The sequence below is a fragment of the Mucilaginibacter gilvus genome (genome assembly GCF_004054195.1).
GTDB lineage: Bacteria > Bacteroidota > Bacteroidia > Sphingobacteriales > Sphingobacteriaceae > Mucilaginibacter > Mucilaginibacter gilvus.
In genome coordinates, this window is sequence record NZ_SBIW01000006.1 from 375,631 (window position 1) to 399,786 (window position 24,156).

The 24,156-nt window shown below is 44.1% G+C and carries 29 protein-coding genes; 5 read left to right on the top strand and 24 right to left on the bottom strand.

All coding sequences use genetic code 11. The annotated features are described in order from the left end of the window. Nucleotides 1-3: 3 nt before the first annotated feature. From nuoK to EPL05_RS13920, 9 genes are all read right to left on the bottom strand, one after another. On the bottom strand, nt 4-309 hold the full coding sequence (gene nuoK / locus EPL05_RS13880) for an NADH-quinone oxidoreductase subunit NuoK (protein WP_128534569.1): 306 nt from the start codon (nt 307-309) through the stop codon (nt 4-6). After that, the gene (locus EPL05_RS13885; protein WP_128534570.1) at nt 306-854 is read right to left on the bottom strand and encodes an NADH-quinone oxidoreductase subunit J family protein; all 549 of its coding nucleotides are present in this window, start codon (nt 852-854) and stop codon (nt 306-308) included. The genes nuoK and EPL05_RS13885 overlap by 4 nt, the downstream gene beginning before the upstream one ends. Next, complete coding sequence (locus tag EPL05_RS13890) at nt 851-1,441, bottom strand: NuoI/complex I 23 kDa subunit family protein (RefSeq protein WP_243837292.1); 591 nt, start codon at nt 1,439-1,441, stop codon at nt 851-853. Before EPL05_RS13890 ends, EPL05_RS13885 begins: the two co-directional genes overlap by 4 nt. 95 nt (nt 1,442-1,536) lie before the next feature. Beyond that, a complete protein-coding gene (locus tag EPL05_RS13895) occupies nt 1,537-2,607 on the bottom strand; it encodes a complex I subunit 1/NuoH family protein (RefSeq protein WP_128534571.1) in 1,071 nt (356 codons plus the stop codon). 161 nt (nt 2,608-2,768) lie between these two features. Next, a complete protein-coding gene (murI, locus tag EPL05_RS13900) occupies nt 2,769-3,611 on the bottom strand; it encodes a glutamate racemase (RefSeq protein ID WP_128534572.1) in 843 nt (280 codons plus the stop codon). A 71-nt stretch (nt 3,612-3,682) separates the two neighbouring features. Further along, entirely contained in the window at nt 3,683-4,195 is a 513-nt protein-coding gene (locus EPL05_RS13905) for an OmpH family outer membrane protein (protein ID WP_128534573.1), read from the bottom strand. Between the two features lie 59 nt (nt 4,196-4,254). Further along, a complete protein-coding gene (locus EPL05_RS13910; RefSeq protein WP_128534574.1) occupies nt 4,255-4,785 on the bottom strand; it encodes an OmpH family outer membrane protein in 531 nt (176 codons plus the stop codon). Between the two features lie 16 nt (nt 4,786-4,801). Further along, a complete protein-coding gene (gene bamA / locus EPL05_RS13915) occupies nt 4,802-7,354 on the bottom strand; it encodes an outer membrane protein assembly factor BamA (RefSeq protein ID WP_128534575.1) in 2,553 nt (850 codons plus the stop codon). A gap of 63 nt (nt 7,355-7,417) precedes the next feature. Beyond that, nucleotides 7,418-8,158, bottom strand: a complete 741-nt coding sequence (locus EPL05_RS13920; protein WP_128534576.1) for an isoprenyl transferase — start codon at nt 8,156-8,158, stop codon at nt 7,418-7,420. Nucleotides 8,159-8,651: 493 nt separating this feature from the next. Between EPL05_RS13920 and EPL05_RS23990 the strand changes: the two genes are divergently transcribed. From EPL05_RS23990 to EPL05_RS24650, 3 genes are all read left to right on the top strand, one after another. Then, a complete protein-coding gene (locus tag EPL05_RS23990; RefSeq protein ID WP_166727702.1) occupies nt 8,652-8,807 on the top strand; it encodes a hypothetical protein in 156 nt (51 codons plus the stop codon). A gap of 312 nt (nt 8,808-9,119) precedes the next feature. Then, complete coding sequence (locus EPL05_RS13925) at nt 9,120-9,614, top strand: hypothetical protein (protein ID WP_128534577.1); 495 nt, start codon at nt 9,120-9,122, stop codon at nt 9,612-9,614. Further along, on the top strand, nt 9,611-9,781 hold the full coding sequence (locus EPL05_RS24650) for a hypothetical protein (RefSeq protein WP_394342733.1): 171 nt from the start codon (nt 9,611-9,613) through the stop codon (nt 9,779-9,781). Before EPL05_RS13925 ends, EPL05_RS24650 begins: the two co-directional genes overlap by 4 nt. Before the next feature lie 248 nt (nt 9,782-10,029). Here the strand turns inward: EPL05_RS24650 and EPL05_RS13935 are convergent, their stop codons facing one another. The 4 genes from EPL05_RS13935 to EPL05_RS13950 all read right to left on the bottom strand — a co-directional run bounded on the left by EPL05_RS13935 (nt 10,030) and on the right by EPL05_RS13950 (nt 13,902). Beyond that, nucleotides 10,030-10,551: an ExbD/TolR family protein gene (locus tag EPL05_RS13935; RefSeq protein WP_128534579.1), complete on the bottom strand. Its 522-nt coding sequence runs from the start codon at nt 10,549-10,551 to the stop codon at nt 10,030-10,032. Between the two features lie 286 nt (nt 10,552-10,837). After that, complete coding sequence (gene porG / locus EPL05_RS13940; RefSeq protein ID WP_128534580.1) at nt 10,838-11,626, bottom strand: type IX secretion system protein PorG; 789 nt, start codon at nt 11,624-11,626, stop codon at nt 10,838-10,840. A 9-nt stretch (nt 11,627-11,635) separates the two neighbouring features. Beyond that, complete coding sequence (locus EPL05_RS13945; protein WP_128534581.1) at nt 11,636-12,517, bottom strand: NAD kinase; 882 nt, start codon at nt 12,515-12,517, stop codon at nt 11,636-11,638. 77 nt (nt 12,518-12,594) lie between these two features. After that, nucleotides 12,595-13,902, bottom strand: a complete 1,308-nt coding sequence (locus EPL05_RS13950) for a hypothetical protein (protein WP_128534582.1) — start codon at nt 13,900-13,902, stop codon at nt 12,595-12,597. A gap of 132 nt (nt 13,903-14,034) precedes the next feature. Between EPL05_RS13950 and EPL05_RS23995 the strand changes: the two genes are divergently transcribed. Next, nucleotides 14,035-14,202 carry a hypothetical protein gene (locus EPL05_RS23995; protein ID WP_166727703.1) on the top strand — a complete coding sequence of 56 codons (168 nt, stop codon included), beginning with the start codon at nt 14,035-14,037 and terminating at the stop codon, nt 14,200-14,202. Nucleotides 14,203-14,216: 14 nt separating this feature from the next. On the opposite strand, the gene EPL05_RS13955 is transcribed toward EPL05_RS23995, so the two are convergent. The 8 genes from EPL05_RS13955 to EPL05_RS13990 all read right to left on the bottom strand — a co-directional run bounded on the left by EPL05_RS13955 (nt 14,217) and on the right by EPL05_RS13990 (nt 20,328). Continuing rightward, nucleotides 14,217-14,879, bottom strand: coding sequence for a CBS domain-containing protein (locus EPL05_RS13955; RefSeq protein WP_128534583.1), 663 nt, complete (start codon nt 14,877-14,879; stop codon nt 14,217-14,219). 3 nt (nt 14,880-14,882) lie between these two features. Then, a complete protein-coding gene (locus tag EPL05_RS13960) occupies nt 14,883-15,644 on the bottom strand; it encodes an alpha/beta fold hydrolase (protein WP_128534584.1) in 762 nt (253 codons plus the stop codon). A 124-nt stretch (nt 15,645-15,768) separates the two neighbouring features. Next, nucleotides 15,769-16,218 carry a GatB/YqeY domain-containing protein gene (locus EPL05_RS13965; protein WP_128534585.1) on the bottom strand — a complete coding sequence of 150 codons (450 nt, stop codon included), beginning with the start codon at nt 16,216-16,218 and terminating at the stop codon, nt 15,769-15,771. 69 nt (nt 16,219-16,287) lie between these two features. Then, nucleotides 16,288-17,046: an SDR family oxidoreductase gene (locus tag EPL05_RS13970; protein WP_128534586.1), complete on the bottom strand. Its 759-nt coding sequence runs from the start codon at nt 17,044-17,046 to the stop codon at nt 16,288-16,290. Between the two features lie 365 nt (nt 17,047-17,411). Beyond that, nucleotides 17,412-18,149, bottom strand: a complete 738-nt coding sequence (gene porT / locus EPL05_RS13975) for a type IX secretion/gliding motility protein PorT/SprT (RefSeq protein WP_128534587.1) — start codon at nt 18,147-18,149, stop codon at nt 17,412-17,414. Then, nucleotides 18,146-18,877 (bottom strand): bifunctional demethylmenaquinone methyltransferase/2-methoxy-6-polyprenyl-1,4-benzoquinol methylase UbiE, encoded by a 732-nt coding sequence (gene ubiE / locus EPL05_RS13980; protein WP_128534588.1) that lies wholly within the window; start codon nt 18,875-18,877, stop codon nt 18,146-18,148. Before ubiE ends, porT begins: the two co-directional genes overlap by 4 nt. Nucleotides 18,878-19,028: 151 nt before the next feature. Beyond that, nucleotides 19,029-19,724: a DUF3307 domain-containing protein gene (locus EPL05_RS13985; RefSeq protein WP_128534589.1), complete on the bottom strand. Its 696-nt coding sequence runs from the start codon at nt 19,722-19,724 to the stop codon at nt 19,029-19,031. Continuing rightward, nucleotides 19,714-20,328, bottom strand: coding sequence for a helix-turn-helix domain-containing protein (locus EPL05_RS13990; RefSeq protein WP_128534590.1), 615 nt, complete (start codon nt 20,326-20,328; stop codon nt 19,714-19,716). Before EPL05_RS13990 ends, EPL05_RS13985 begins: the two co-directional genes overlap by 11 nt. 248 nt (nt 20,329-20,576) lie before the next feature. On the opposite strand from EPL05_RS13990, the gene EPL05_RS13995 reads away from it, so the two are divergent. Beyond that, the gene (locus EPL05_RS13995; protein WP_128534591.1) at nt 20,577-21,947 is read left to right on the top strand and encodes a Gfo/Idh/MocA family protein; all 1,371 of its coding nucleotides are present in this window, start codon (nt 20,577-20,579) and stop codon (nt 21,945-21,947) included. Nucleotides 21,948-22,068: 121 nt separating this feature from the next. Here the strand turns inward: EPL05_RS13995 and EPL05_RS14000 are convergent, their stop codons facing one another. The 3 genes from EPL05_RS14000 to EPL05_RS14010 form a co-directional block, all read right to left on the bottom strand. Further along, nucleotides 22,069-23,097 carry an aldo/keto reductase gene (locus EPL05_RS14000; protein WP_128534592.1) on the bottom strand — a complete coding sequence of 343 codons (1,029 nt, stop codon included), beginning with the start codon at nt 23,095-23,097 and terminating at the stop codon, nt 22,069-22,071. Nucleotides 23,098-23,220: 123 nt separating this feature from the next. Then, nucleotides 23,221-23,469 carry a hypothetical protein gene (locus EPL05_RS14005; protein ID WP_128534593.1) on the bottom strand — a complete coding sequence of 83 codons (249 nt, stop codon included), beginning with the start codon at nt 23,467-23,469 and terminating at the stop codon, nt 23,221-23,223. Between the two features lie 170 nt (nt 23,470-23,639). Continuing rightward, complete coding sequence (locus EPL05_RS14010; RefSeq protein ID WP_128534594.1) at nt 23,640-24,143, bottom strand: GNAT family N-acetyltransferase; 504 nt, start codon at nt 24,141-24,143, stop codon at nt 23,640-23,642. Nucleotides 24,144-24,156 lie beyond the last annotated feature (13 nt).

A 24,156-nucleotide genomic window follows, 5' to 3' on the forward strand; every position in this document is an offset into this window, starting at 1 on the left:
CCCTTAATCTTTTAACCGGTTAATTTTATCCGCGTCAATGGTTTTGTAGCGGCGGTACACGTTCAGTATAATGGCCAGCGCTACGGCAGTTGTGGCGGCTGCCAGTACAATGGCAAACAGGGCGAACATTTGCCCGCCGTTGTTAATACGATCATACCGGCCAAAGGCTACCAGGTTGAGGATGGCTGCATTCAGCATCAGTTCGATTCCGATCAAGATCTGGATGGCGTTCTTTTTTGATACGATGATGAATAAGCCGATGCAAAATAGCATGGCGCTCACCAGCATAAAATGCTGCAGGGTTATCATTCGTTCCCCTCCTTCCGTGACAAATGCGCCGCACCTACCAACGCCACCATCAGCAAAATACTAATGGCCTCGAAGGGAAGCAAATACCGCGTCATTAAATTGATGCCGATATTGTTAATACCCGATTCATTCACGGGGATCATATTCCCGGCATCTTTGGCGCCTTTTACCCAGGGCAATGCGGCAACATCCGCTTTTAATATTACGTTCACCATCACCACTAAAAACAGCGCGGCAAGGATAAAAGCAGGTAAATTATGCAAACTGATAAATCGGTTCTTTTGCTGTTCTATAACGGCCAGCGCTTCCTTGCCCGAGAGCATAAAGGCAAAGAGGATGAGCACCAAAATACCGCCTACGTATATTACAACTTGGGTAACGGCCACAAAATCGGCAACGGCCAGCACGTACAGCTCCGCCAAGCCAAACAGTGTAATGAAGAACATAAAGATGCTGCGCACTAAATTTTTGCTGATTGCTACCAACAATGCCGAACCCAGCACCACAAAACTCATTACATAAAACATCACCTGTACTAAACTCATGCGCCGCCCTCCTTCGCTTTCATAGCGGCTAATTTGGCCGCTTGTTTTTCGGCTTGCTGTCTTTCCAAAAGTTCGCGCTTTTCGGCAGCAAACTCCGGCGACATATCCGAGAACTCGTAATTCAGATCCTTCAGCTCAAATACGGTACGGTCATACTGGTTGGTCATCACAATACACTCCGTTGGGCATACAATGGTACACAGGCCGCAATACATGCACTTCGCCATGTCAATATCAAACTTAGCGGCGTATAGCAGTTTTTTAGATCCGTCGGATGTTTCGCCGATGGAGCCCTCCGTAGATTTTATCGATTCGATATCGATGCAGTTTACCGGGCAAATTTTCGCACAAAGGTCGCACACAATACAGTCGTCTATTTCCACGTCTAGCTGGTAACGACCCACCTCGGGCGTAGGCAGCTGCTGCATAGGATACTGAATGGTATTGGTATCGTTTTGCTGCTTAAAGTAATTATCATCGGTAATCGGAAGCACTTTGCGCTTAAAATTGCCCACAAACAGGTGCTTCATGGTGAGGGTAAGCCCCCGCCATGCCGTTGTAAAACCATTTATTACTTTGTTTATCAAATCTGAATCAGAATTTACAGAATTAAGGAATTTCCAGAATACTGTTTTATTTAAATTAATCCGAAATCTACTCACCACTCCATATTCACCACTCACTACATCACCCACAGCCGCCACACGCCCGAAATGAGCATACAGGCAAAGGCCATCGGGGTTAATATTTTCCAGCAAAGGTTCATCAGCTGGTCTACCCGTAAGCGGGGTAAGGTCCAGCGGATCCACATTTGCACGCCGACTAAGGCTATTGTTTTTACTAAGATCCAGATAATGCCCCATGCCGTGCCGGTTGTCCAGTCGGCCAGCCTTGCCACACCCATATTTGGCAACGGCGTGTTCCAAGCACCGAGGAACAGGATCACCCCTACCATGGATACCAAGTACATCATGCTGTACTCCGCTAAAAACACCAGGGCGAATTGCAAACCGGTAAACTCGGTATGGAAACCCGATACCAGTTCCGAATCTGCCTCGGGGATATCAAAGGGAGCACGGTTGCTTTCCGCCAGCGACGCAATGAAATAGATGATAAACGCCACAAGTAAATGCGGCGCACGAAACACGTTCCACGAGAATATACCGCCTATGTGGCTTACATCCCAAAAGCCCCAAAAAGTTGTTTTCTCTGTAGCTAATACGCCCTGCTGCATAGCAATTTCCTGCAAGCTGAGGGTTTGGGCTATCATCACTACGGCTATCAGCGCGAAGCCTGCCGGGATCTCATAAGAGATAATTTGGGCCGCGGAGCGCATAGCACCCAGTATAGAATATTTATTATTGGAGCCCCAGCCAGCCATCAGGATGCCGAGGGTTTCGATAGAAATGATGGCGAATACATAGTACAGCCCGATATTGATATTGGCCGGTACAACGCCCGAGGCCCAGGGCAATGCCGCGAAACCAAGGTAAACGCCTATGAAAATAACGGCCGGCGCCATCAGGAAAAGTATCTTATCGGCAGCGGCGGGGATGATAAATTCCTTTTGCACCATCTTTAGCATATCCGCAGGTACCTGCAGCCAGCCAAATTTGCCCGTTTCGGTAGGGCCCAAACGGTTTTGGATAAAGGCGCTCACCTTACGTTCGGCGTACACGCCGATCATGGTAAACAGCCCCACAAAAGCAAATAAGCCAAAGGCAACAATAAAATATGTAAGATAAAAATTCAAGGGCGCTTGCTTTTGGTGCAAACTTAATAAATGCGGGGGATAGTTGACTGTTTTGGTAGTTGTTTTTTAGGCTTCGCCGGTGATTACACAGATGGAGGGTGGATTACACCGATGGGGCTCCATCTGCACATCTGAAATCCGCACGTCTGCACATCCGAAGCTTATTCACATCCTTCCCGTACATCAACAAACTGGCTTTTCACCTCGTCGTTGAAGAATTGGGAGGCGTGGTGGTCGAAGTCGGCGGTGTCGTCTATGGTGGTGTAAAATTCGCGCTTGCCTGTTTTGGTTAGGCCTTGCTCCATTTCGAGGTGGCGCCGCAGGTAATCTACCAAGCTGGCCGCCACAATATCGCCTTGGGCAACTACCGTTATGTTAGCCGGTAAATTGGCTTTTATTTTATCTGCCAGCAGCGGGTAATGCGTACAGGCCAGCAATACCGTATCAATATTTGGCGATTGTGCCATCAGTTGATCCAAATATAGTTTTACATAATAATCGGAACCGGGCTTATCGTATTCGCCGTTCTCTATCAGTGGCACCCATAGCGGCGCGGCTTGCTGATGCACCTTCAGGTCCGGAGAAAAATGTTCTATCTCTAACAGGTACGATCCGCTTTGCACCGTGCCCTTTGTGCCCAGTACGCCTATCTCCTTGGTTGTGGTGTAATCGCCAATTACTTCTGCCGTAGGTCGGATAACGCCTAATACACGTTTATCGGGATATAATTTTGGCAGGTCCTGCTGCTGTATAGTGCGCAGGGCTTTGGCAGATGCCGTATTACAGGCCAGTATAACCAGTGGGCAGCCCTGCTTAAACATCCATTGCACACACTCCCAGGTGTACTGGTGGATAGTTTTAAAAGAGCGGTTACCATATGGCGCGCGACCATTATCGCCCAGGTAAATATAATCGTAACCCGGCAAAGCCTCTACAATGGAGCGAAAAACGGTTAAGCCGCCTATGCCTGAGTCAAATACACCTATTGGGTTCTGTGTTGCCATATACTTCAAAACTAAAAAAAGCGCCCCGTAACTGGAGCGCTTTTTTGTAATAATTTAATTGTTTAAAAAGCTTATTTCAAAGCTAATTTAAGCTTCACAGCAGCCATCAAATCGTCAGCATCAGGTGATACGATAAGGTCTGTTTGTGATGAGTTTAAAACATAGGTGTAACCTTTTTCTTTTGCTACCGTAGCAATTGCTGCACGGGCTTTATCAACCAATGGTTTGGTTAATTCGTTACCCTTTGCTTCAACCTGCTGTTGAGCGGTAGCCTGGTAATCCTGGAAACGTTTGCTCAAATCCTGTAGCTCGTTTTGTTTAGCTACGCGTACAGCATCAGTCATGGCTGCGCTTTTGTCCTGGAAATCTTTACCTTTTGCCTGCAACTCAGTGTTCATAGCAGTAAGCTGAGTAACAAATGTTTGCTTGTAAGCGTCGATCTGTGCAGAAAGCGTTTTAGTTTCTGGCATTAAGCCTACCAATTGCTCAAAATTAATATGGCCTATTTTAGACTGGGCCTGGGCAAAGTTGCCTGCAAATAACATTCCTGCTGCAACTAAAGCAACTTTAAATAGTTTTTTCATTGTTTTTTTGTTCTGTTCTGGTGTTTAAATTAAATAGTTCGCGAATTTATGTATTTTTTTTATTTGGCGAAAACTCCGGGTTTAAGGCCCAACTTTGTTATTACGTCGGCACTTTTATCGTAGCGGGGACTTGCATAAAGCATAATTACCTCGCTGTTTTTGTCAAATATCATATCAAGATTGTCGCTCTCGGCAACGGCTTGTACTGCTTTTGACACTTTATCCTGTATAGGTTTAATCAACGTTGTACTTTTCTTTGCCAGCTCACCATCCGGGCCAAATTTTTCGCGTTGAAAATCTTTGGCTATTTTCTCTTTATCCACAATTTCCGCTTCGCGGCGCTTGCGCATATCTGGTGTCATCAGCACTTGATCGGCCTGGTAAGCTTTGTAAAGGCGGTCTATCTCCTGAAAACGGGCGTCTACCTCCTTCTGCCATTGACCTGACAGTGCAGCCAATTGCTTTTGGGACGAAGCGTACTCAGGTACATGTTTCAAAATGTAATCCGAATCTACATAAGCAAAGCGCTGTGCCATTGCTGCCGTAAATGCTGTGAACGTAAAAAAGAGTACTAAAATTATCTTCTTCATAAATCCCTGTTCAAATTTAGTTAAATCCGCCGCTTAAACTTTGTGAAATTGTAAAGTGGATATGTCCCTTGTTAGCATCGGGCTGGCCCGGTAGTTTATCAAACCCGTAACCATAATCAAGCCCAAGCAAACCAAATATCGGTAAAAATATCCTTGCGCCCAAACCTACCGAACGACGAACGTTAAACGGATTTACCTGGCTTATATTATCCCAAACGTTACCACCTTCTGCAAATGCAAGCATATAAATAGTTGCCGATTGGCTGGCTATTACCGGGTGCCTTAATTCAAAGGTGTATTTGTTATAGATAGCATTACCCTGGTTAGAGTTGGCGTTGAGGCTTGAACCCACCGGTACTACCGAGAAGTTTTCGTAACCCCTCATACCAATGATATCGGTACCTTGTAAAAACTGGTAACTCTGCATACCATCACCACCCAATTTAAAGCGTTCGAATGGCGACGGGCCTACCTTGCTGTTGTACTGGCCAAGGTAACCAAACCTCGCCTGGCTCATTAATACCAGTTTACCGGTAATTTTGGTGAACCATTGCGCATCAAACTTAACTTTATAGTACTCTACAAAATGGTAGCGCTCGGCCTGGGTAGCCACATTATAGTTGGTATGGTTAAACAACGAGTATGGCGGCGTGCCCTGTAAGGTTAATTTAATGTTTGAACCTGATGTTGGGTATAACGGAACGTCTACCGAGTTACGGCTAAACTCCTGGGTTAATTTAATATTATAAGAGGTACCATTATCAAATAGATAACCCTTGTAATTATCCAGGTTATAGTGGTCAAAGTTTAACGAGTAGTTTAGCTGGAAGTAGTTATCTGGCCAGTTTAAACGTTTACCCAAAGTAATACCCACACCGTTTATACGCAGGTTGTTGTACCTAGAGTCCGTTTTAGCGTAATACTGCCCTGTTGAGCTACCTTGGGTATATGCTGATAAAGCAAAATAGATGGGTTTTTTACCACCCAACCACGGCTCGCTGAACGTGAACGAGAAGTTTTGATAAGTACGACCGCTCGACTGGCCCCTTAAGCTCAGCTTTTGCCCATCGCCTTTTGGCAACGGACGGTACGCTTTACCATTGAACAGGTTACGTAACGAGAAGTTGTTGAACGTTAAGCCCAGTGTACCCACCAGCTGCCCGCCACCAAAACCACCCGAAAGCTCGATCTGATCTGAGGGTTTTTCAACCACGTTGTAAACCAGGTCAACCGTACCTTCAGAAGGGTTAATGTTAGTTGGGCGTGGTTCTGTTTTTTGCTCATCAAAGTTACCCAACTGGCCAATTTCGCGGGCACTGCGTATTAAAAGGGCCTTGTTGAATTTCTGACCCGGCTTGGTGCGAATCTCGCGCATTACAACCTTATCGTTGGTAACATCATTACCTTTAAGTATCACGCGGTTAATGGTGTATTGCGGCCCTTCGTAGATCCTCACATCCAAATCAACGGTATCGTTATGGATGCGGGTTTGTACAGGGTCGGCATTAAAGGTTAAATAACCATCATTGAGGTAAAGGGATGAAACATCATCATCGTTTGGCGTAGGGCCGCTTAAGCGTTTGGTCAACTCGTCTTCGCTAAATACGGTACCTTTTTCGATAGACAGTACACGGGTCAAAATTTCGGCGGGGTAACGCGCGTTGCCCGAGAACTTGATATCACCGAAGTAATATTTATGCCCTTCGTAAACCTTAATTTTTACGTCAACCGTTTTATCATCGTGGCGGGTTACGCTATCGCTTATTATTTCGGCATCGCGGTAACCGGCAGCCTGCATTTTATCAACCAGGTTTTGTTTGTCCTCTTCGTATTTATCCTGCTTGAATTTTTTAGAACCGAAAAGGTTGTACCAACGGCGCTTGCGGGTTTTGCTAAGGTATTTACGCAGCTTGGCCTGTGAAAAATCTTTATTACCCTCAAAGGTTACGTCGTTGATCATCACCTTGGTTTTTTTGTCTATCGCCACATTCAGTATCACACTGTTCGGATCGCCCGGGTCTTTAACCTGGGTAATGTTAACCGTTGTGTTTAAGTAGCCTTTTTCGTTAAAGTGCTTTTTAATGATAGCGGTGGTGGTGCTTAGCAAATTCTCGTTCACAATTTTGCCGGTTTTATCGCTCAGCTTTTTGGTAACGTCTTCAATTTCGCCTTTGCGGATACCGGTCATTTTAAGCCTGGAGAGGCGCGGGCGTTCCACCACAGCAATTTCCAGGTAAATGGTATCCATATTAATACCGGTAACATTTAAATGGATGTCATCAAAAAGGCCCTGTTTATACAAGTCTTTTATCACGTTGGCGTTAGCCTCGCCGGGCAGGTTTATCCTATCGCCCTTGTTTAATTTTGATATTTGCAGCAATACATCTTTATCGAGGTATTTAGCACCACTAATGGTTATGCCGCCAATGATATAATCTTTGGGATTAAGGTAGCTCAAACTATCGGCAGGGATGGTTTTCGTAAGCGTAGACCGCCTTTGGCCGGGTATCTGGGCAATGGCAGCGGTGCTTATAAGAGAGAAAAGAATAGCAAAAAAGACTTTATTCATCCGAATATTTTAGTGGGCTAAAAATAATTTATACAGTTGTTAAATTTTGTTAAAAGAAAAAATTTAGTTTACCTGCTCGCTTGTCTTCCCAAAACGTCGTTCGCGTTTTTGGTAGTCCAGTATAGCTTCATACAAATCTTCGCGCCTGAAATCGGGCCATAGTTTTGTGGTGAAGTACAGTTCGGCGTAAGCAATTTGCCAAAGCAGGTAGTTACTTATACGGTACTCCCCGCTCGTTCTTATCAAAAGCTCGGGATTGGGGATTCCGCCGGTATATAAATTATCTTCAAACATAGTTTCATCAATATCTTCGGGTTTTAGCTCGCCGTTTTGCACCTTAACTGCCAGTGATTTAGCAGCATGTACAATTTCGAGGCGGCTGCTGTAGCTTAAAGCAAGCGTAAGCACTAACCCGGTATTTACCGATGTTTTATTTATTGCGTTGTTAAGTTCTTTGTGGCATTTTGCGGGCAGCTGACCCAGGTCGCCAATGGCATTAAGGCGTACGTTGTTTTGCATCAACTTATTAATCTCTTTATTAATGGTACTGATGAGAAGCTCCATAATGGCGTTCACTTCAAACGTTGGGCGGTTCCAGTTTTCGGCGCTGAAGGTGTAAAGCGTAAGGTATTCGATACCGAGGATGCCCGCGCCTTCCACCACATCGCGTACCGATAGCACACCGTTATGATGGCCAAACACCCTTAATTTGCCTTTGCCTTTTGCCCAACGGCCGTTTCCATCCATTATAACAGCTACGTGGCGGGGCAATCTTTGCAAATCTATCTGATCCTTTAAACTCATTTTTCGGGGCAATTTACCAGCCAAAACAGGGCTGTTAAATACATGGCTTTACTAAAACAAACCTTGTTTTAAGCAAAGTTTTATATAAATACGCTTCTTTTTTAAGGTGACAAAGGTAAAACTTACTTTGTATTATTTTAGTATGGAGTGAAAAAGAAATAAATAGGCGTTTTTGGCGACATGTTGGGTGTGAGGCGTTTGGCATTTATTACCAAAGGTACCAGCACCAAACTATTTTTAAATACCGTTTAAGGCTAAAAAGTGCAAATTTTACCCGCGTTTATTTTGGAGCGTAAGGTTTATCATCTACGACACGGAGCATCACCTTAGGAAAAACAAAAAACCCTCCCTGCCGAAGCAGAAGAAGGCAAACAAACTAATTTATTGATGAGGTTTCCTCTAAAAATAAGAGAAGCAGCTATTACTTATTCTGCTTTACTTTTTTCACTAAGAATGAATATATATCTAACTTCGATTATTAAATTAAAACATTATGAGAGCTTTAACAGTGCCAATAATGGCTATCATTTTTTTAGGATGGGTGTTTTATATAACTTTTATAACTAAGACTTTAAAAAAGAACAAAAACGAAGTTTTTGCAGGCTTTGCCTTTATAGCTATTTGGGTTGTTATTTTGGTAGTGATCTAATCATTGGTTTTAATAGCATTTCAGTACAGTTTAATTAAAATAAGTTCTCTCCCAGCCGTTTAGAAAACGCACAACTGTACTTACCGTATTATTGGCGGTTTAGTTTTGGCATTATATCAATTCGTTTTTCCCAAACCCAAAACCCTCCCTGCCGAAGCAGAAGAGGGTAAACAAACTAATTATTGATAGCGTTTCCTCTAAAATTATATGCTTCTTGATTTAATTCGAGGCAAGCAACGAAGTAATTAGAAGTGTATAATACGATTCATCTCTTATGTCCATTAATACTCCATCCAAAATCCCTATACAAACATGAAGAGGTTTTTACTATTTATTGCTTGTGGACTGTTTTCCATTAGCACTTATAGCCAAAATTTCAAAAAAGATCCAAGATCCGATAGTCTAAAAGAAGATTATATGGATGAGTATCAAGCTGGCGAGATAAGTAAAGTTGACTTATTACGTGCCTTAAATAGTTTAGGCGCAAGAATATTTAATTGCCAATTATTGCCTCGGTTCACAAAAACTTATAATTTGACGGTAGATGTTGATGAATATTTAAACGGAAAGTTGATCAGTACAAAAAACGTTTCTCCAAATGAAAAAAATATATATTTCTTTTGGGAAAAAGAGAAGCAATATGCTGATTATGCTAGTAAGATCCAGTTAATTACGCGGGATGCGGACAGTGTTTCCGTTTTATCTGTTGATGTTATGGGCAACACTACAGGAATGAAGTTAAACACTTGGATCGGAAAAATCAATGGTATAGTTGGAGAAGGTTCAGTAAAGTTAATTGGAAATTGAATACTAAAATCCCCATAATGGTTTATTCATCTTCATGGTATGATAAAAAGTATGACGTCGAACGATCTTGCGGCGCAGTGGATCTATCAAATGACAAAGCAGCAACCAAGGAACTACTCGATAACTCGTCTCATTACTTTTTGATAAGTTATAAGATATATGATTAATTACTTCACCAATTTGGCTTTTCGTTCTGAAACTACGCTTTACAACGGCGATAGTAATTAAATTCTTTGTTACATTTTACATAAAGGATATTTTTTCTCTCCGTTCTCTTGGAACAACCCCGGGCGCTATCTACAATTTTGGCAGCTTAGTTTTGGTAACTATTCGACAATCTCCAACAAAAGACCCTCCCTGCCGAAGCAGAAGAGGGTAAACATTACTAATTTATTGATGAGGTTTAGGTTACTTGTTAATAGGCCTGCTTGTCCTTCAGTAAACTGATGTCTTTTGGCGCGATATCGGCAATTGCATATTGGTCTATGTCAGTTATTTTCATTTCATCCAGCGTATTCACCAGGTTTTCGTATACAGATGTATCGCCGGGTTTTATTACCACAATCATACTTTTACCGGTACTTTGGAACACTTTTTTACGGGTATCCATAATTGCCCGGCGCAAACCACTTTTACCGTATCCTGTGACCGTAGCGGCTATGATGGGATTTTCTGCTAAACCTAAATAATACATGGCCTGATTGTTTTTACCGAGACAGATGGTCATGGTGCGAGATTCGGGGACACCCTCACCCGTTGGGCCTACCGGCATTGTCACATTCATTATCTTCGGTTTATTCAACGTTGTGGTCAACATGAAAAAGGTGATGAGCAGGAAGGCAAGATCCACCATTGCGGTGAGGTCTACACGCAGGGCTTGTTTTTTTGTGCGTACTTTTTTGCCTTGTTTTTCGGGAGCAGCGGTTAATTCGGCCATGGCTTTATACGTTTAGGGTTAAACAATTGGTTTGTGTAATTCAACGTATAAAAGTAATGCTTTGTTTTAATTTAACAAATTATATTTTGTTAAAATATAATTTTACGGAATTTAATATACAAAATAAGTGATTTAACAGTGTTTTTCAGTTTGGTATACCATTTTAGCACAATTGTACCGGGGGTGTCCCACGCTGTACCATTCCGTACCATTTTAAAAATGGTACACCTACAAAAGTCTTTTCCTTTGAAATGTATTAATCAATTGGATGGTAAAATGAGAGAGGTTACTCTTCGTAATAGCACTTCGCGGTTACGAAAGTGTAGGAAAGTGTAAAGCCGAAGAAAGCGTAGATGTCTTTTGGCCGAAGATTGCCGCGCTGGGAACCAGGGCTGCCTGTGTAAACCCCGGTACGCTCGCCACTACGATCGGCAAGCGCGACAGATAACTGGTTAGGGAGTTGGTTATGCGGAGCGTAAAAACCGCTCACATCGTCTAAAAAATCGGAGCGCGTATAGCGGTAACCCAACTCGGCAGCTACCGTCCACTTACCGGCTATGTTGTATTTGATGCCTGCCCCATAGGGGATAACAATGGTGCTGGTTTTATATTCAGATGCCTGCCCCTCGGTGCGGAGCGTCCGCAAGGAGATCTCGGAACCGTTATACATGGTACGCGGGGCAAAAGCTGTTGTACCAATGCCTAAATAAATGTAGGGGGTATATTTATTTTTGCCGGCATCGGGGATGTATTTCATAAAATTAAACTCGGCCATCAGGCTTAGCTCCTTCAAGCCGTCAGTAAAGCTGAGGTTACGGTTGCGCTGTTGCTCACCGGATGATGTGCTGTCCGCACCGGCTATTTTACCCGACTGGAAATTTAGCCTTGCCGATAAATAGCCATTAAAATTCCGCTTAACAAATAACCCCGCAGAGCTTCCGCTGGGTTTAAACGGACTTGCATTGAGATCGCCAATGTAACCTGCACCGCCTAACGCGCCGCCAATTTCCCAGGTTTGGGCTTGTGCCGCATAGCTAAGTACCACAAAAAATAAGGCAGCGGAAAATTTCAACATCCGTTAAATTTAATAATTACGGGCATCTAAGCCCCATAATAATTTAGTCCTTAACGTTTGCAAGTAGCTTTCATTATTCATACGGATCAAATTGAGTTTAAAATCCGCTTTATAAACCCTGAATTGCATGGTTTTATCAATAACCGCGGTACGGCTATCGCACGATACGATGTAGTTGGTACCCCGGCATTCCACCTCGAAGGATAGCTTGCTGGTATCGGGCAAAATAATTGGCCTTACATTTAAGTTATGCGGTGATACCGGTGTAAGTGCAATACTGTTGGATTGTGGGAAAATGATAGGCCCGCCGCAACTTAAAGAATAAGCTGTAGACCCTGTTGAAGTAGAGATAATGATCCCATCTCCCCAGTAAGAGTTTAAAAATTCATCATTTAAGGATACATGGGTGGTGATCATGGCCGAATCATCGCGCTTGTGGATGGTAACATCATTCAGCGCGAAGTTATCCTCGCCAAAGATCTTCTTATCAGAATCTATGATGAGCAGTTCGCGACAATCCAGCGTGTATTCTTTATTCACCACGGCGTGCATGGCTGCGGTGATGTCGTTTTTGTTAATGCTGGCCAAAAAACCAAGCCTGCCAAAGTTGATACCGATAACAGGTACGCCGCTGTCGCGGATAACGGTTACCATATCCAGCAAAGTACCATCGCCACCAATGGTGATAAAGATGTCGATAAAATCTTTAATGGCGTCGCCCGGTTTGAGCACGTTGTAGGCGGAGGTATCTACATTGCCCTGCAGATACTCGTTAAACTGATGATGCACATAAACATCAACCTGATGCAGCACCAGGCTATCAAAAACCTGCCGTATGTACGGGAATACCTGCGGATCGTTAAACTGCCTTCCGTAAACTGCTATCTTCATTCAAATAAAAAAACGAATATCGAACTTTGTATGTAAAAAGCTGCTTAATGTTTTAAAATATTGCTAACTGCCAGGCTTTACTTCGCCAACTCATCCATGGTAACCTCATTACTCAGCAGTTTACCAAACAGCTCCCAGCGTTTTGCAGGATCTTTAGCGGTTCCGCCATTTTTTTCGATATGGTGTTTCACCAGGTCGAGCCCGTAATTGTAGTTGATTACATAGGCGCGATACTTTTTAATGAAGCTTACCGATTTTTCGGCGGTCTCGTCGTTCATTAAACAATACTTTTTAAGGTATGTACGGGCCTTACTCTGGCTCCAGTTATCATCTATCAACCCGCGGGCAGCCTCGTTGCGAGCGTAGTTCAAATTACTTTTTATAACCAGCGCTCTAAAATAAGCGCCTGCACCGGTGGTATCCAAACCGGCAAGCGGCAATAATACGTTCTTGGCAAACTTTATTTTTTCGTTGCCGGGGAAGGCCATTTCAATACCGTAATTGGCACTACCTTCGGCAATAAGCGATTGCGGACTAAACAGCGGGTACATGGAAAGCTCTACATATCCTCTATCGTGATACAGGTTTTTCTCCAGCATCATATTGTACACGTGGTGGCCCGGATAGCTCTCGTGGCTTCCTACATCTATCGCGCGATCGATAAATATCTTAAGGTCTGTATTTATTTGTACTACGCTTTGGTATTTGCCTTTGTACCAGTTATACCCGTTCCAGGGTTTATCGGTAACAAATTCCAGCGTGAAAGATTCGCCTGCAGGTAATTTATAATGCGCCAGGGTACGCTTACGCGATTCGGCAATGGCCGCCTTGATCACCGGGTCCAGCTTATCTTTGGGGATAATGAATTTATTGGCGAGTTTCTGAAAGCGGTCGTTCACATTACCTTTGCCCGGCAACAGGCTATCCAATAAAACCAGTTGTGCTTTAAAGTAATCCTCGGTATTTACAGGCGCGGTTACGTCGAACAATTGCTTAGATTCCTGATCGAACGTGCTGTGCTCGCCCGAGAATATTTTAACGCGCCCGCTGAAGGAAGCTAACTGATCGTAAAGCCAGGTGGCGCGCATTTTATTTGAGTCCACTTCGGCTGAGGTAGCTAACAATTTAATATCATTCATCAGGCTGTTTACCGATGCCAGCAGGCTATCTCTCGGGAACTCATCGCCCTCAACTGCCTTAGGTTTTAACGAATCGGGACCATAATAAGCATCCACAAAATCTTTATCATACTCACCAATGGTTAGCCCAAGCCTCACATATTCGGCAGCGTATTTATTGAGGAGTTTTGTTTCGGGTTTATCAGCGTTTTTTGTACACGATATAGCTAAAATGGAAATTATAAGCAGGAAAAAAAGATTTTTCATGGGAGTGGTTGACGTAGTAGGGGCTGCAAAGCTATAAAAATAGGTTGGGTAGCAGAGAAAAGTTTTAGTTTTTTAAGAGCGCGGGTTCTGTTAATGCTCCTTTAGGAGTGTTTAGTGCTTTATGATGCGTCAATGGAAGAAACTTTCTTTTTCCCGCAAAAAAGAATGTCACCAAAGAAAAAACTCTCGGTTGCGCCCTGTTCTATGAAAGTTAGTGCTTTAGCAGTGATTGTGGTTACCGAACAGGACAAGGCCGATTTAGGAAGGGCTTTGTTCTGTTCTTCTTATCTGCTCATCTGAAATCTGCACATCTACTAAAGGTTCAAATAATTCATAAACGAATCAAACCTGTCTTTGGCGTTGTCGTTATGATCGGTGAAGTTGAAGGTGGCTTTAACGTCGTATTCGTACCGCAAAAAGGTGGCTATAATGTTCGATATATCCTGCTTATTCACCTTCAGGGTAACTTCCATGCGGGTGCTTTCGGGGAAAGTGCGGGTGTAGGAACTCAGGATCTGGGCATTGTCCGACTCTACAATTTGCGACATGTGGGCCAACGAATTATTCTTATTGCTGATCTCCAATACGATGATACCACCCGGTTCGCTTACCGAAGTGAGCTTGGCAAAGTACTCGTTCATGGTATTGATGGAGATAAGCCCCTGGTAATCCTTCTTGACATCCAACACGGGCACAACGCTCAGGTCGCGCTCATAAAAAAGGCGGATAACGTCATAAATATGCTGATCCTCCAACACGTAAGGGTTCACCAGCGATAAAGCTAATGCGCCTATCGGGGTGCTATAGTCCGGCTCTTCTATCAGGTCGTCTTCAGATACGAGGCCTAAAAACTGTTCTTCGTTTACAATTGGCAGATGCCGCACACGAAATTCCGCCATACGGTCAAACACTTTCTGTATAGTATCAGAAGTGTGTACCGGGGGGACCGCGTCAGAGATCAGCTCAACTGCAAGCATATTTTATTGTTTTAATTTATCTAAAAACACCTTTAGGTACTTATTAAATTCCTCCGGGCGCTCCATCATTGGGGCGTGTCCGCATTTATCAACCCAGTATAAGTACGAGTTCGGCAGCAACTGATTAAACTCAACTGCAACCTCGGGCGGGGTAATTTTATCATCCCTTCCCCATATTAACGCAACAGGCATCGTTATCTTGCGCAGGTCGCCTTTCATATTATGCCTGATGGCCGATTTTGCCATGGCCAGTATGCGTATCACCTTGGGGCGGTCGTTAATGTTGGCGTAAACCTCATCAACCATTTCTTTTGATGCAGTGGCGGGGTCGTAAAAAGTGTATTCTACTTTTCCCTTCACAAACTCATAATTCTCGCGGCGCGGAAAGGTGCCACCAAAGGCATTCTCGTACAAGCCCGAGCTACCGGTTAACACAAGCGCCTTTACATAACCCGGATGCGACAGCACGTATATTAAACCAACGTGCCCGCCAAGCGAGTTACCCAATAAGGTTACCCTTGTAAGCTTTTTAAACTTGATGAACTTATGCACAAACTTAGAAAGGGCACGCACACCGGTAGTTAGTATTGGCATATCGTAAATAGGCAAAATAGGGATGATAACCTTATAATGCGGGCTAAACTCCTCTATCACTTTCTCCCAGTTGCTTAGTGCTCCCATTAAGCCGTGTAACAACAATAATGGCTCGCCCTCACCTTTTTCTACGTATGTAAAACCCTTTTCTTCTTTCAGTACAAAATTCATAGTTCCTTGTTCAAATGCAGCTTTAAACTTGTGCAGACCGTTTTACGTTTCAGTCTGAAAAGTTGTAGTTACCACGGTAAATTTAGTTTATTAGGGTATACCTGCAACAATTTTAACAATTAAATTATCCTAACAGTTGTTTAACTACTTCAGATACTGTTTTGCCATCGGCCTGGCCGGCAAGTTCTTTATTGGCAATGCCCATTACCCTGCCCATGTCTTTTACGGATGTTACACCAAGGCGGCCAATCACTTCCTGTATGTAGCCTTCAATTTCAAAACGGGTCATTTGCTGTGGCAAATATGGCTCAATTACATACATCTCCGCCATTTCTACCTCGTAAAGGTCCTCACGGTTCTGTGTTTTGTATATATCGGCCGATTCTTTACGTTGCTTAATGAGCTTTTGCAGCACTTTTATCTCAGCTTCCTTAGTTAGTTCTTCGGCAGCTCCTTTTTCTGTTTTTGCAAGCAACAAAGCCGATTTAATTGCCCGCAGCCCGCGTAAGCGGTCTGGCTGTTTGGATAGCATCGCTTGTTTGATGTCCTGATCTATTTGTGTAATGAGTGACATAGTTTTATTTCGGATTTCGAATGTTCAATTTCGGATTTATTTTCTTGCATCTTTTCATCATCTGCAAATCTACTTCCTATATATAGCTGTAGCTGCTGCCTGCGCGGTTGGCATAATAACAAGGTCGTTGATGTTTACATGCGCCGGGCGCGATGCTACAAACCAAATAGTTTCGGCAATATCCTTGGCCACCAGCGGTTCAAAACCATCGTACACTTTTTTAGCGCGTTCTTTATCGCCTTTAAAGCGTACCTCGCTAAACTCGGTTTCAACGGCACCGGGATGCACGGCGGTAACTTTTATACCGTGACTAAGCAGATCCAACCGCATACCTTTATTTAAGGCATCCACAGCGTGTTTGGTAGCGCAATATACGTTCCCGTTAGGATAAACCTCTTTCCCGGCTATCGACCCAAGGTTAATAATATGCCCAAAACCGTTGTCTATCATCCAGTTGCTTACCACACGGCTTACATAAAGCAGGCCTTTTATATTGGTATCTATCATGGTTTCCCAATCATCGTAGCTGCCTTTATCAATAGGGTCCAGGCCCTGGCTTAGTCCGGCGTTGTTTACCAATACATCTACCTGTTTCCATTCTGCGGGCAGGCCCTGTAGGTTCTCAATCACCTGCGCCTTACTGCGCACATCGAAACAAGAAACAGCAACTTCTACATTGTATTTTTCATTCAGCTGCCCCGCAAGCCGTTCTAAACGCTGCATGCGGCGGCCGGTAAGTATTAAATTGTAACCCTCGCGGGCGAATGTATGGGCACAGGCCTCGCCTATCCCTGCGGTGGCACCTGTAATTAATGCGATCTTAGCCATAGGTAGTGTAACTATGGCAGCGAAATTATGTTTTTATGTTGGGATAATAACTGTTGGGCTGTAATTGTTGCAGCGAAATGATGCCTTTCAGTGCGTTGTTAGGGATGATAGTGGTTTTTGTTAAGCCTGTGGATGTTACTTTTCTTTTCCGCAAAGAAAAGTAACCAACGAAACTCCTGGCTGCGCCATGTTCTATGAACGTTGTACCTTTTCAGTGCTTGTAGTTGCCGAACAGGACAAGGCCGATTGAAGAACGGGCTTCGTTGGGTCTGTTTAGATTTTTTTTCTAATCAAGCTAATCCTCAAATTGGGGTTCAGAAAAAATCCAAAAAAACGTGTTAATCGCTAACTCCCTAAATCGTGTTCTATTCGAAAAACAGGCTAAACATAATGGTATGCAGCGATAGCTTGCTGATGGGTGCCGAGAACGGGTGGTTCTCCTGGATGAGCAGATTGCCGAAGGTGTTGGTCACTTTTATTTCGGGCGACATTTTAAAATATTCAAAATAAATATCGAAACCAAAGCCTGCCTCGTAAGACGAGTAGCTTTTGCTGTTCTTTACAATGCGCTCTAATGGCGCGGTGTTATCACCATCTTTTTTGCCACCGATAGCGCTCGAGAATTTTACGCCGCCCAAAAGGTAGGCACGCAGGTTACCCACCCGGTCTGATTTTAGTTTTACCGAAAAAGGGAAATCTACGGTAGTGGTTTGTATCGGCTTATCAATCGGCTCGGTGCTATTTTTAAAGGTGTACCGTAACTTACGGTCGGCGAAAATTAGCGAGGGGGTTGAACGCACCTCCAGGTGATCCGTTAGTCGGTAGCGGGCAACAAAGCCTACCGCAAAGCCCGGCGTTGTTTTCGAACTAATACTGGTGAGCGAATCGGTTACGTAAGCATTGGCATCCTTATCAAAAAAAGGCGCGCGCCAGTTGGGCTGTTTTACAATTTTAAAATCGCTGGAAACGTACGAAAAGCTAAAGCCTCCGCTAAAGTCGGCCTCATCTGCACCCCCACCCCATGCCGGCGAAAACTGCTGTGCACGCAGCAAAGGACTGCAGCACAATAGTACCAGTAAAGTGGCCAGGTAACGTTTTATCATTTAATGCCGGTGTAGATTGAACAGATACCAAACGCCAAAGGCCGGCTTTTGGTATTTTTGAAACCTGCCTTTGCCATCATACCGATAAATGCTTCGCCATCCGGGAAAGCGGCAACCGACTCGGGCAGGTAGGTATAGGCGCGGGCATCTTTGCTAAACAGCTTACCGATACCCGGGGTAACGTAGTTAAAGTAAAACGCGTAAAGTTGCTTTATGGGGAACGCTTTGGGTTTGGAGAACTCTAACACTACGGTTTTGCCACCCGGTTTTAGTACCCTGTAAATATCGGCAAGGCCATCGGCAAGGTTCTCAAAATTACGTACGCCGTAGGCAACCGTAACGGCATCAAACTCATTTGCTTCGAACGGCAGTTTCTCCGAATCACCCAGTTTTACTTCAAACTTATCAGACAGGCCGCGTTTCAGGATCTTCTGATCGGCAACGTCCAGCATCCCGCGTGAAATATCAACCCCGATAATTTTCTTTGGCTTTAAGATAGATAGCGCCTCGAAGGCGAAATCGCCGGTACCGGTAGCCACATCCAATATTAGCTGTGGTTTATCGGCTTTGAGTTCGTTTATGGCTTTTTTGCGCCAGATGATATCAATCCCCAGCGACATAAAGTGATTTAAAAAATCGTAGGTTTTGGAGATATTGTTGAACATATCGGCCACCTGCTCTTTTTTGGTGCCTTGCTGATCCTGGTACGGTGTTACAATTTTGCTCATACGTTGTGGGGGGCAAAGATAGGTGTTTGAGTTGATGGTTCATAGATGATAGTTGATGGGAGAAGCCAATGGTTCATCTTTGATGGGTCATAAAAAAACGGCTTCGCTATGAACCATGAGCCATCATCTATGAACCATTTGAACCATTCCCCTACTTCAAAATAAGCTTTAATGCAAAACCAGCGCCAAAGGCTATAAAAATACTTAACAGCGTACCTATCAGCAGATATTCGGTTTTAGCTTCTTCGTTTGCGCTGTTATACCTTAAAATGCTTTTCCCGGTAATTAGCAAACCGATTGCTTCATACTGCCCCTGGTACACCAATACGCAGATGATCAGCCTCTCAATTATCCCTATATATTTCCCGGCATTTTTCAATCCGGGCGGAACAGCCCAATGCTTGGTGGCGTAGGCTATTATGATAGATGTAGGGACCGTTAAGAAAAATGCCGCGGCGGCTACCACCCAAAACTTGCTGTTTTCATAAAAGCCGGTTAAGGTTTGCATATCAAGCCTGTGCTGGTCAAAAATTATCATCCAGCTTGCCAGTATCACCAATAAATGCAGTAATTGGTCTATTATAAAATAAGTAAAATTCGCTTTGGTGTAAGATTTGGCAAGGTCGATAACACCATGCAGAATGGTTATAAACAACACCACTTTCCAGTAATTAAACCCAACAAACAGTATTGCCGTTGCACCCGTAACCAGGATATGCAGATAGAGATAGCTGGATTTTATTTTTCGTTGCTGCCTGTCCTGTACCCATTTGGATGGTTGCCACCAAAAATCGCTTATCAAATGCGCCAGCAACAATTTAACGAGCCATATAATACTAATTTCCATTTTGTAGTTGGTTTGTTAATATTTCGAATTTATTAAGCACGCTCCTTATCTCTTCGTAACGGCCGGCCTTTACCTGCTTACTTACCGTAGCGGCGGATAAGCCTAAAAAAGCCGCGGTTTCTACCTGCGATTTACCCGACAGCAACAGATAAATCACTTTAGCTTGTTTTGCGGTTATCTGCGCCACCAGGCTGTCTGCATATTCGGCTAATATTTCATAAGTAAAGTCTTTCTCTGCATTTCCGCTATTGATATACAGTCGCCTTGGTGTAGCCTGCAATTTAGCAAAGCTGCGCCCCGAAGCCACCAAAAGCTCGTCCATGCTCGACCGCAGGTCTATATCATCAGATCTCAAATGCCCAATAGTTATACTTACCCGTATATCTATAGTATGTTTCTCTGCATATTTTATAGCCAGCAGCCTGCTTTTTATACATTTCAATAACGCTGTTTCCGGCTGGATAACAAGTACCCTAAAGCTATCTCCATTATAAAAGTCGGTTTTTTCGCCATCAAAAAACTGTTTTAAATCAACAATAAGTTTATCGAATGCCGTTGTTAACAAAGAAGAGTTAACAATATCGGCTGTAAGTATCGCCCTCATAATAGCCTCAAAATATTAGTTAAGCAAATATTAGCATAAATAGGCTAACATCAAATAAATTAGCCAAAAAAGGCTAATTATTATACAATTAGCTTAAAAAAGCTAACTTAGTTAATATTAGCCAAAAGAGGCTAACATCAATAATTATTAATACTAACTCACCTTGCAATGCTTATGAACTAATTAAATAAATTTATACCTTTCACTTTCCGTATCTCAAACCACAAAACCATCTTATCGTTTCAAAAATGAAGGAAAATAACGAAGCATCGCGCAGAGGATTTCTTAAAAAACTGGCCACAACCGCAGCTGCTGCAACCGTTGGCAGTAATTTAATAGCAGCCGATAATATTGGCAGCTTTCATTATCTTAAACAGCAATACAATAGCATTGGCGCTAACGACCAGGTGAACATTGCCCTTATTGGCGCGGGTGGCATGGGTACCTCAGATACCCAAACCGCCTTGCAAATACCCGGTGTAAAACTGGTTGCCGTGTGCGATTTGTACGATGGCCGCCTTAAGGATGCCAAAACCAAATGGGGTGCCGATATTTTTACCACTAAAGTTTACAAAGAGATATTAAACCGGAAGGATGTGGACGCGGTTATCATCGCCACGCCCGATCATTGGCACCAGCAGATCTCTGTAGATGCCATGCATGCCGGTAAGCACGTATATTGCGAAAAACCGATGGTACACTCCGTGATGGAAGGCCCGGCGGTGATCAAGGCCCAGCAGGAAACCGGCAAGGTGTTCCAGGTAGGCAGCCAGGGGGTTTCTTCGCTTGGTAACGAGAAAGCAAAAGAGCTTTTAAAAAGCGGTGCCATTGGCCAACTGAACTATGCCGAAGGTTTTTGGGCACGCCGCGGCGCGGTGGAAGTTTGGCAATACCCTATCCCTGATGATGCCTCAACCCAAACGGTAGATTGGGAAACTTATATCAGCAACGCGCCAAAGCGCCCGTTCGATTCTAAGAGGTTTTTCCGTTGGAGAAATTATACCGACTACGGCACCGGCATGGCCGGCGACTTATTCGTTCACTTGTTTAGCAGCCTGCATTTTATCACTGGCTCCATGGGGCCAAATAAAATATATGCCTCGGGCGGTTTACGCTATTGGAACGATGGCCGCGAAGTGCCTGATGTTTTATTAGGCACCTTTGATTATGCCAAGGCAGCCGCACACCCGGCGTTCAACCTATCGCTTCGCTGTAACTTTGTGGATGGTACCAGTGGAACAACCTATCTTAAATTAGTGGGCAGCGAAGGCTCCATGGATGTCACCTGGGATAGCGTTACTCTAAAACGCAATAAAACCATCGATAATAACGACCCATTCTACATCGAAAAAATGAAACAAATGGGGCAGGCGGTAAGCGGCCGCAAAATGATGATGCCGCCGGAACAGATCACCTACGATGCCGAAAAAGGGTATTTAGGCGGCCCTTACGACCACATGAATAATTTTATCACAGCCATCCGCACCGGCGGCAAAGTTACCGAGGATGCCGTATTCGGATACCGCGCGGCCGCCCCTGCCCTGTTGTGTAACGACAGCTACTTTAAAAATGCCCCTATGTTTTGGGATCCCGAAAAAATGAAGATGCTGAAGGCTTAAATAGCCGCATTGCAAAAGGATATAAGACAAAAAGCATCTCCATCGCGAGGCACGGAGCAATGACGACGGGATGAAGAAACGCCTAAACAACAAGGGCTGCCTTTTGAGCAGCCCTTGTTGTTTAATAAAACTTTGGTGTTGGGTTCAAATTGGTGTCCTGCTTTTGATGCCAATAGGGGTATATCGGTGCAACGGCGCTGGCCTCGTCGAGCTTTTTAACTTGTTCGGTGGTTAGGTTCCAGCCTACGGCGGCAAGGTTTTGCTTTAGCTGCTCTTCGTTGCGGGCACCTATAATAATGTTGGCTACTGTTGGGCGTTGCAGCAACCAGTTAATGGCTACCTGCGCAACAGATTTGCCCACTTCTTCCGCAACGTCGTCCAAAGCATCCACAATGGTGTAAAGGCGTTCAAAGTCGGTTTCGGGACCATGGCTACCACCCTGGCTGCGGCGGTTATCTGCCGGAATAGGCTGCCCGCGGCGAAATTTACCACCCAACTGGCCCGATGCCAGTGGGCTCCATACGATGGTGCCTACTTTTTGGTCGATACCTGCGGGCATCAGTTCCCATTCAAACTCCCTGTCCAGCAGGGAATAGTATGCCTGGTGGGCAATATATTTAGCCCAGCCGTAACGTTCAGATATCGAAAGCGATTTCATCAGGTGCCAGCCGGAAAAATTGGAGCAGGCGATATAACGTATTTTACCGCTGCTTATCAAATCATCAAGCGCGTGCAATGTTTCTTCAACAGGCGTGTTACCATCAAAGCCATGCATGTGGTAGATGTCAATATGATCTGTTTGTAAACGGCGCAGGCTGTTCTCTACCGAGCGGATGAGGTGAAAACGTGATGAACCGTAGTTAGGGTCCTCCCCCATTTTAAACGTTGCCTTGGTAGATACCAGCACCTCGTTGCGGATGCCAAGCAGCGCTTTCCCCAAAATTTCTTCGGCTACGCCGCCTGAATACACATCGGCAGTATCAAAAAAGTTTACGCCTGCATCCATACACAGATGCACCAGTTTTTTCGCGTCGTCTAATTGGGTTTGGCCCCAGGCTTTGAAAAATTCGCCGGCGCCGCCAAAGGTTGCGGTACCAAAGCTTAGCACGGGCACTTGTAATCCCGAGCCGCCTAATTGTCTGTATTCCATAAGGTGTGAGTTTTTGATATATAAAACAAAGGAAACCCCTGTTATCAGTTCAAATCTCGGTGATATACAGCAAAGTTTATATCATCGGAATAACATAAAGAGAAATTGTTGGCGTGGAGCGACTCAGTGGGCTTTATTTACAAATAGCCTCCGTACCATGTGCGATAGCACTTTTACCGCAAAGTGCATAACCTGGCGTAACCGCAAAAACCTGGTAGTAGAAAAACGGCGGATACCCGTTTCCTGATGCGCGTTCAACTGTACCAGTAATATCATAAAAAGTAAACACACGAATGTGTAAAACGCAATATTTTGCAAAGCATTACCTACGCTAAGATGATGGCGCAGGGCATCCATTAAAGTTGGCAACATGGTTAGGCAGTGTAATAGGTAAGTTAAAATTAAATACAATTTTTATTATTGAGTTAATTTTTCATCAAATTTAATTACTCAAAAATTAAATTACAACTTTTAGGAATGTTTTTGATTATTTTTTTTTAAATTTAATGCAATAAGGCTCTTCCATTCATTAAAGCTACAGTTTACGCTAATTGCTTTTCCAAACAAACAAAGCGCATACCCGGGCGAAAGGCGAGCGTAATTTCGCCAGCCAATATATAACCCAGTTTAATAAAGAGCTTTTGCGCGGCCTTATTTTCAAAATTGGTATCTATCCGTAGTAAAGGGACGCCTCTGCGGCCTGCCTCGTATTCAGCTTCCATTAACAGCGCTTCGGCAATACCTTGGCCGCGGTGTTGGGGACTTACCACCAAACGATGAGTAACAATGGCGGGATCATTTATATCGAACCCTACCTGCTCATACTCGGGGTATTGCTCGGTAGTGATGGCGGAAACACCTACAACAAGGCCGTCTATCCCGGCAACCCACAACTGGTTAAGGGAGATATCCGCTACAAATATCTCCGGATTAGGGTATTTATCATCCCATTGCAAATTGCCAGACGCCCTCATGAGTGGAACAACTTCTTTAACGATAGACATTATAGCAGGGATATCGGTAAGTGCAGCGCGACGGATGTTCATGGCCCAAAAATAG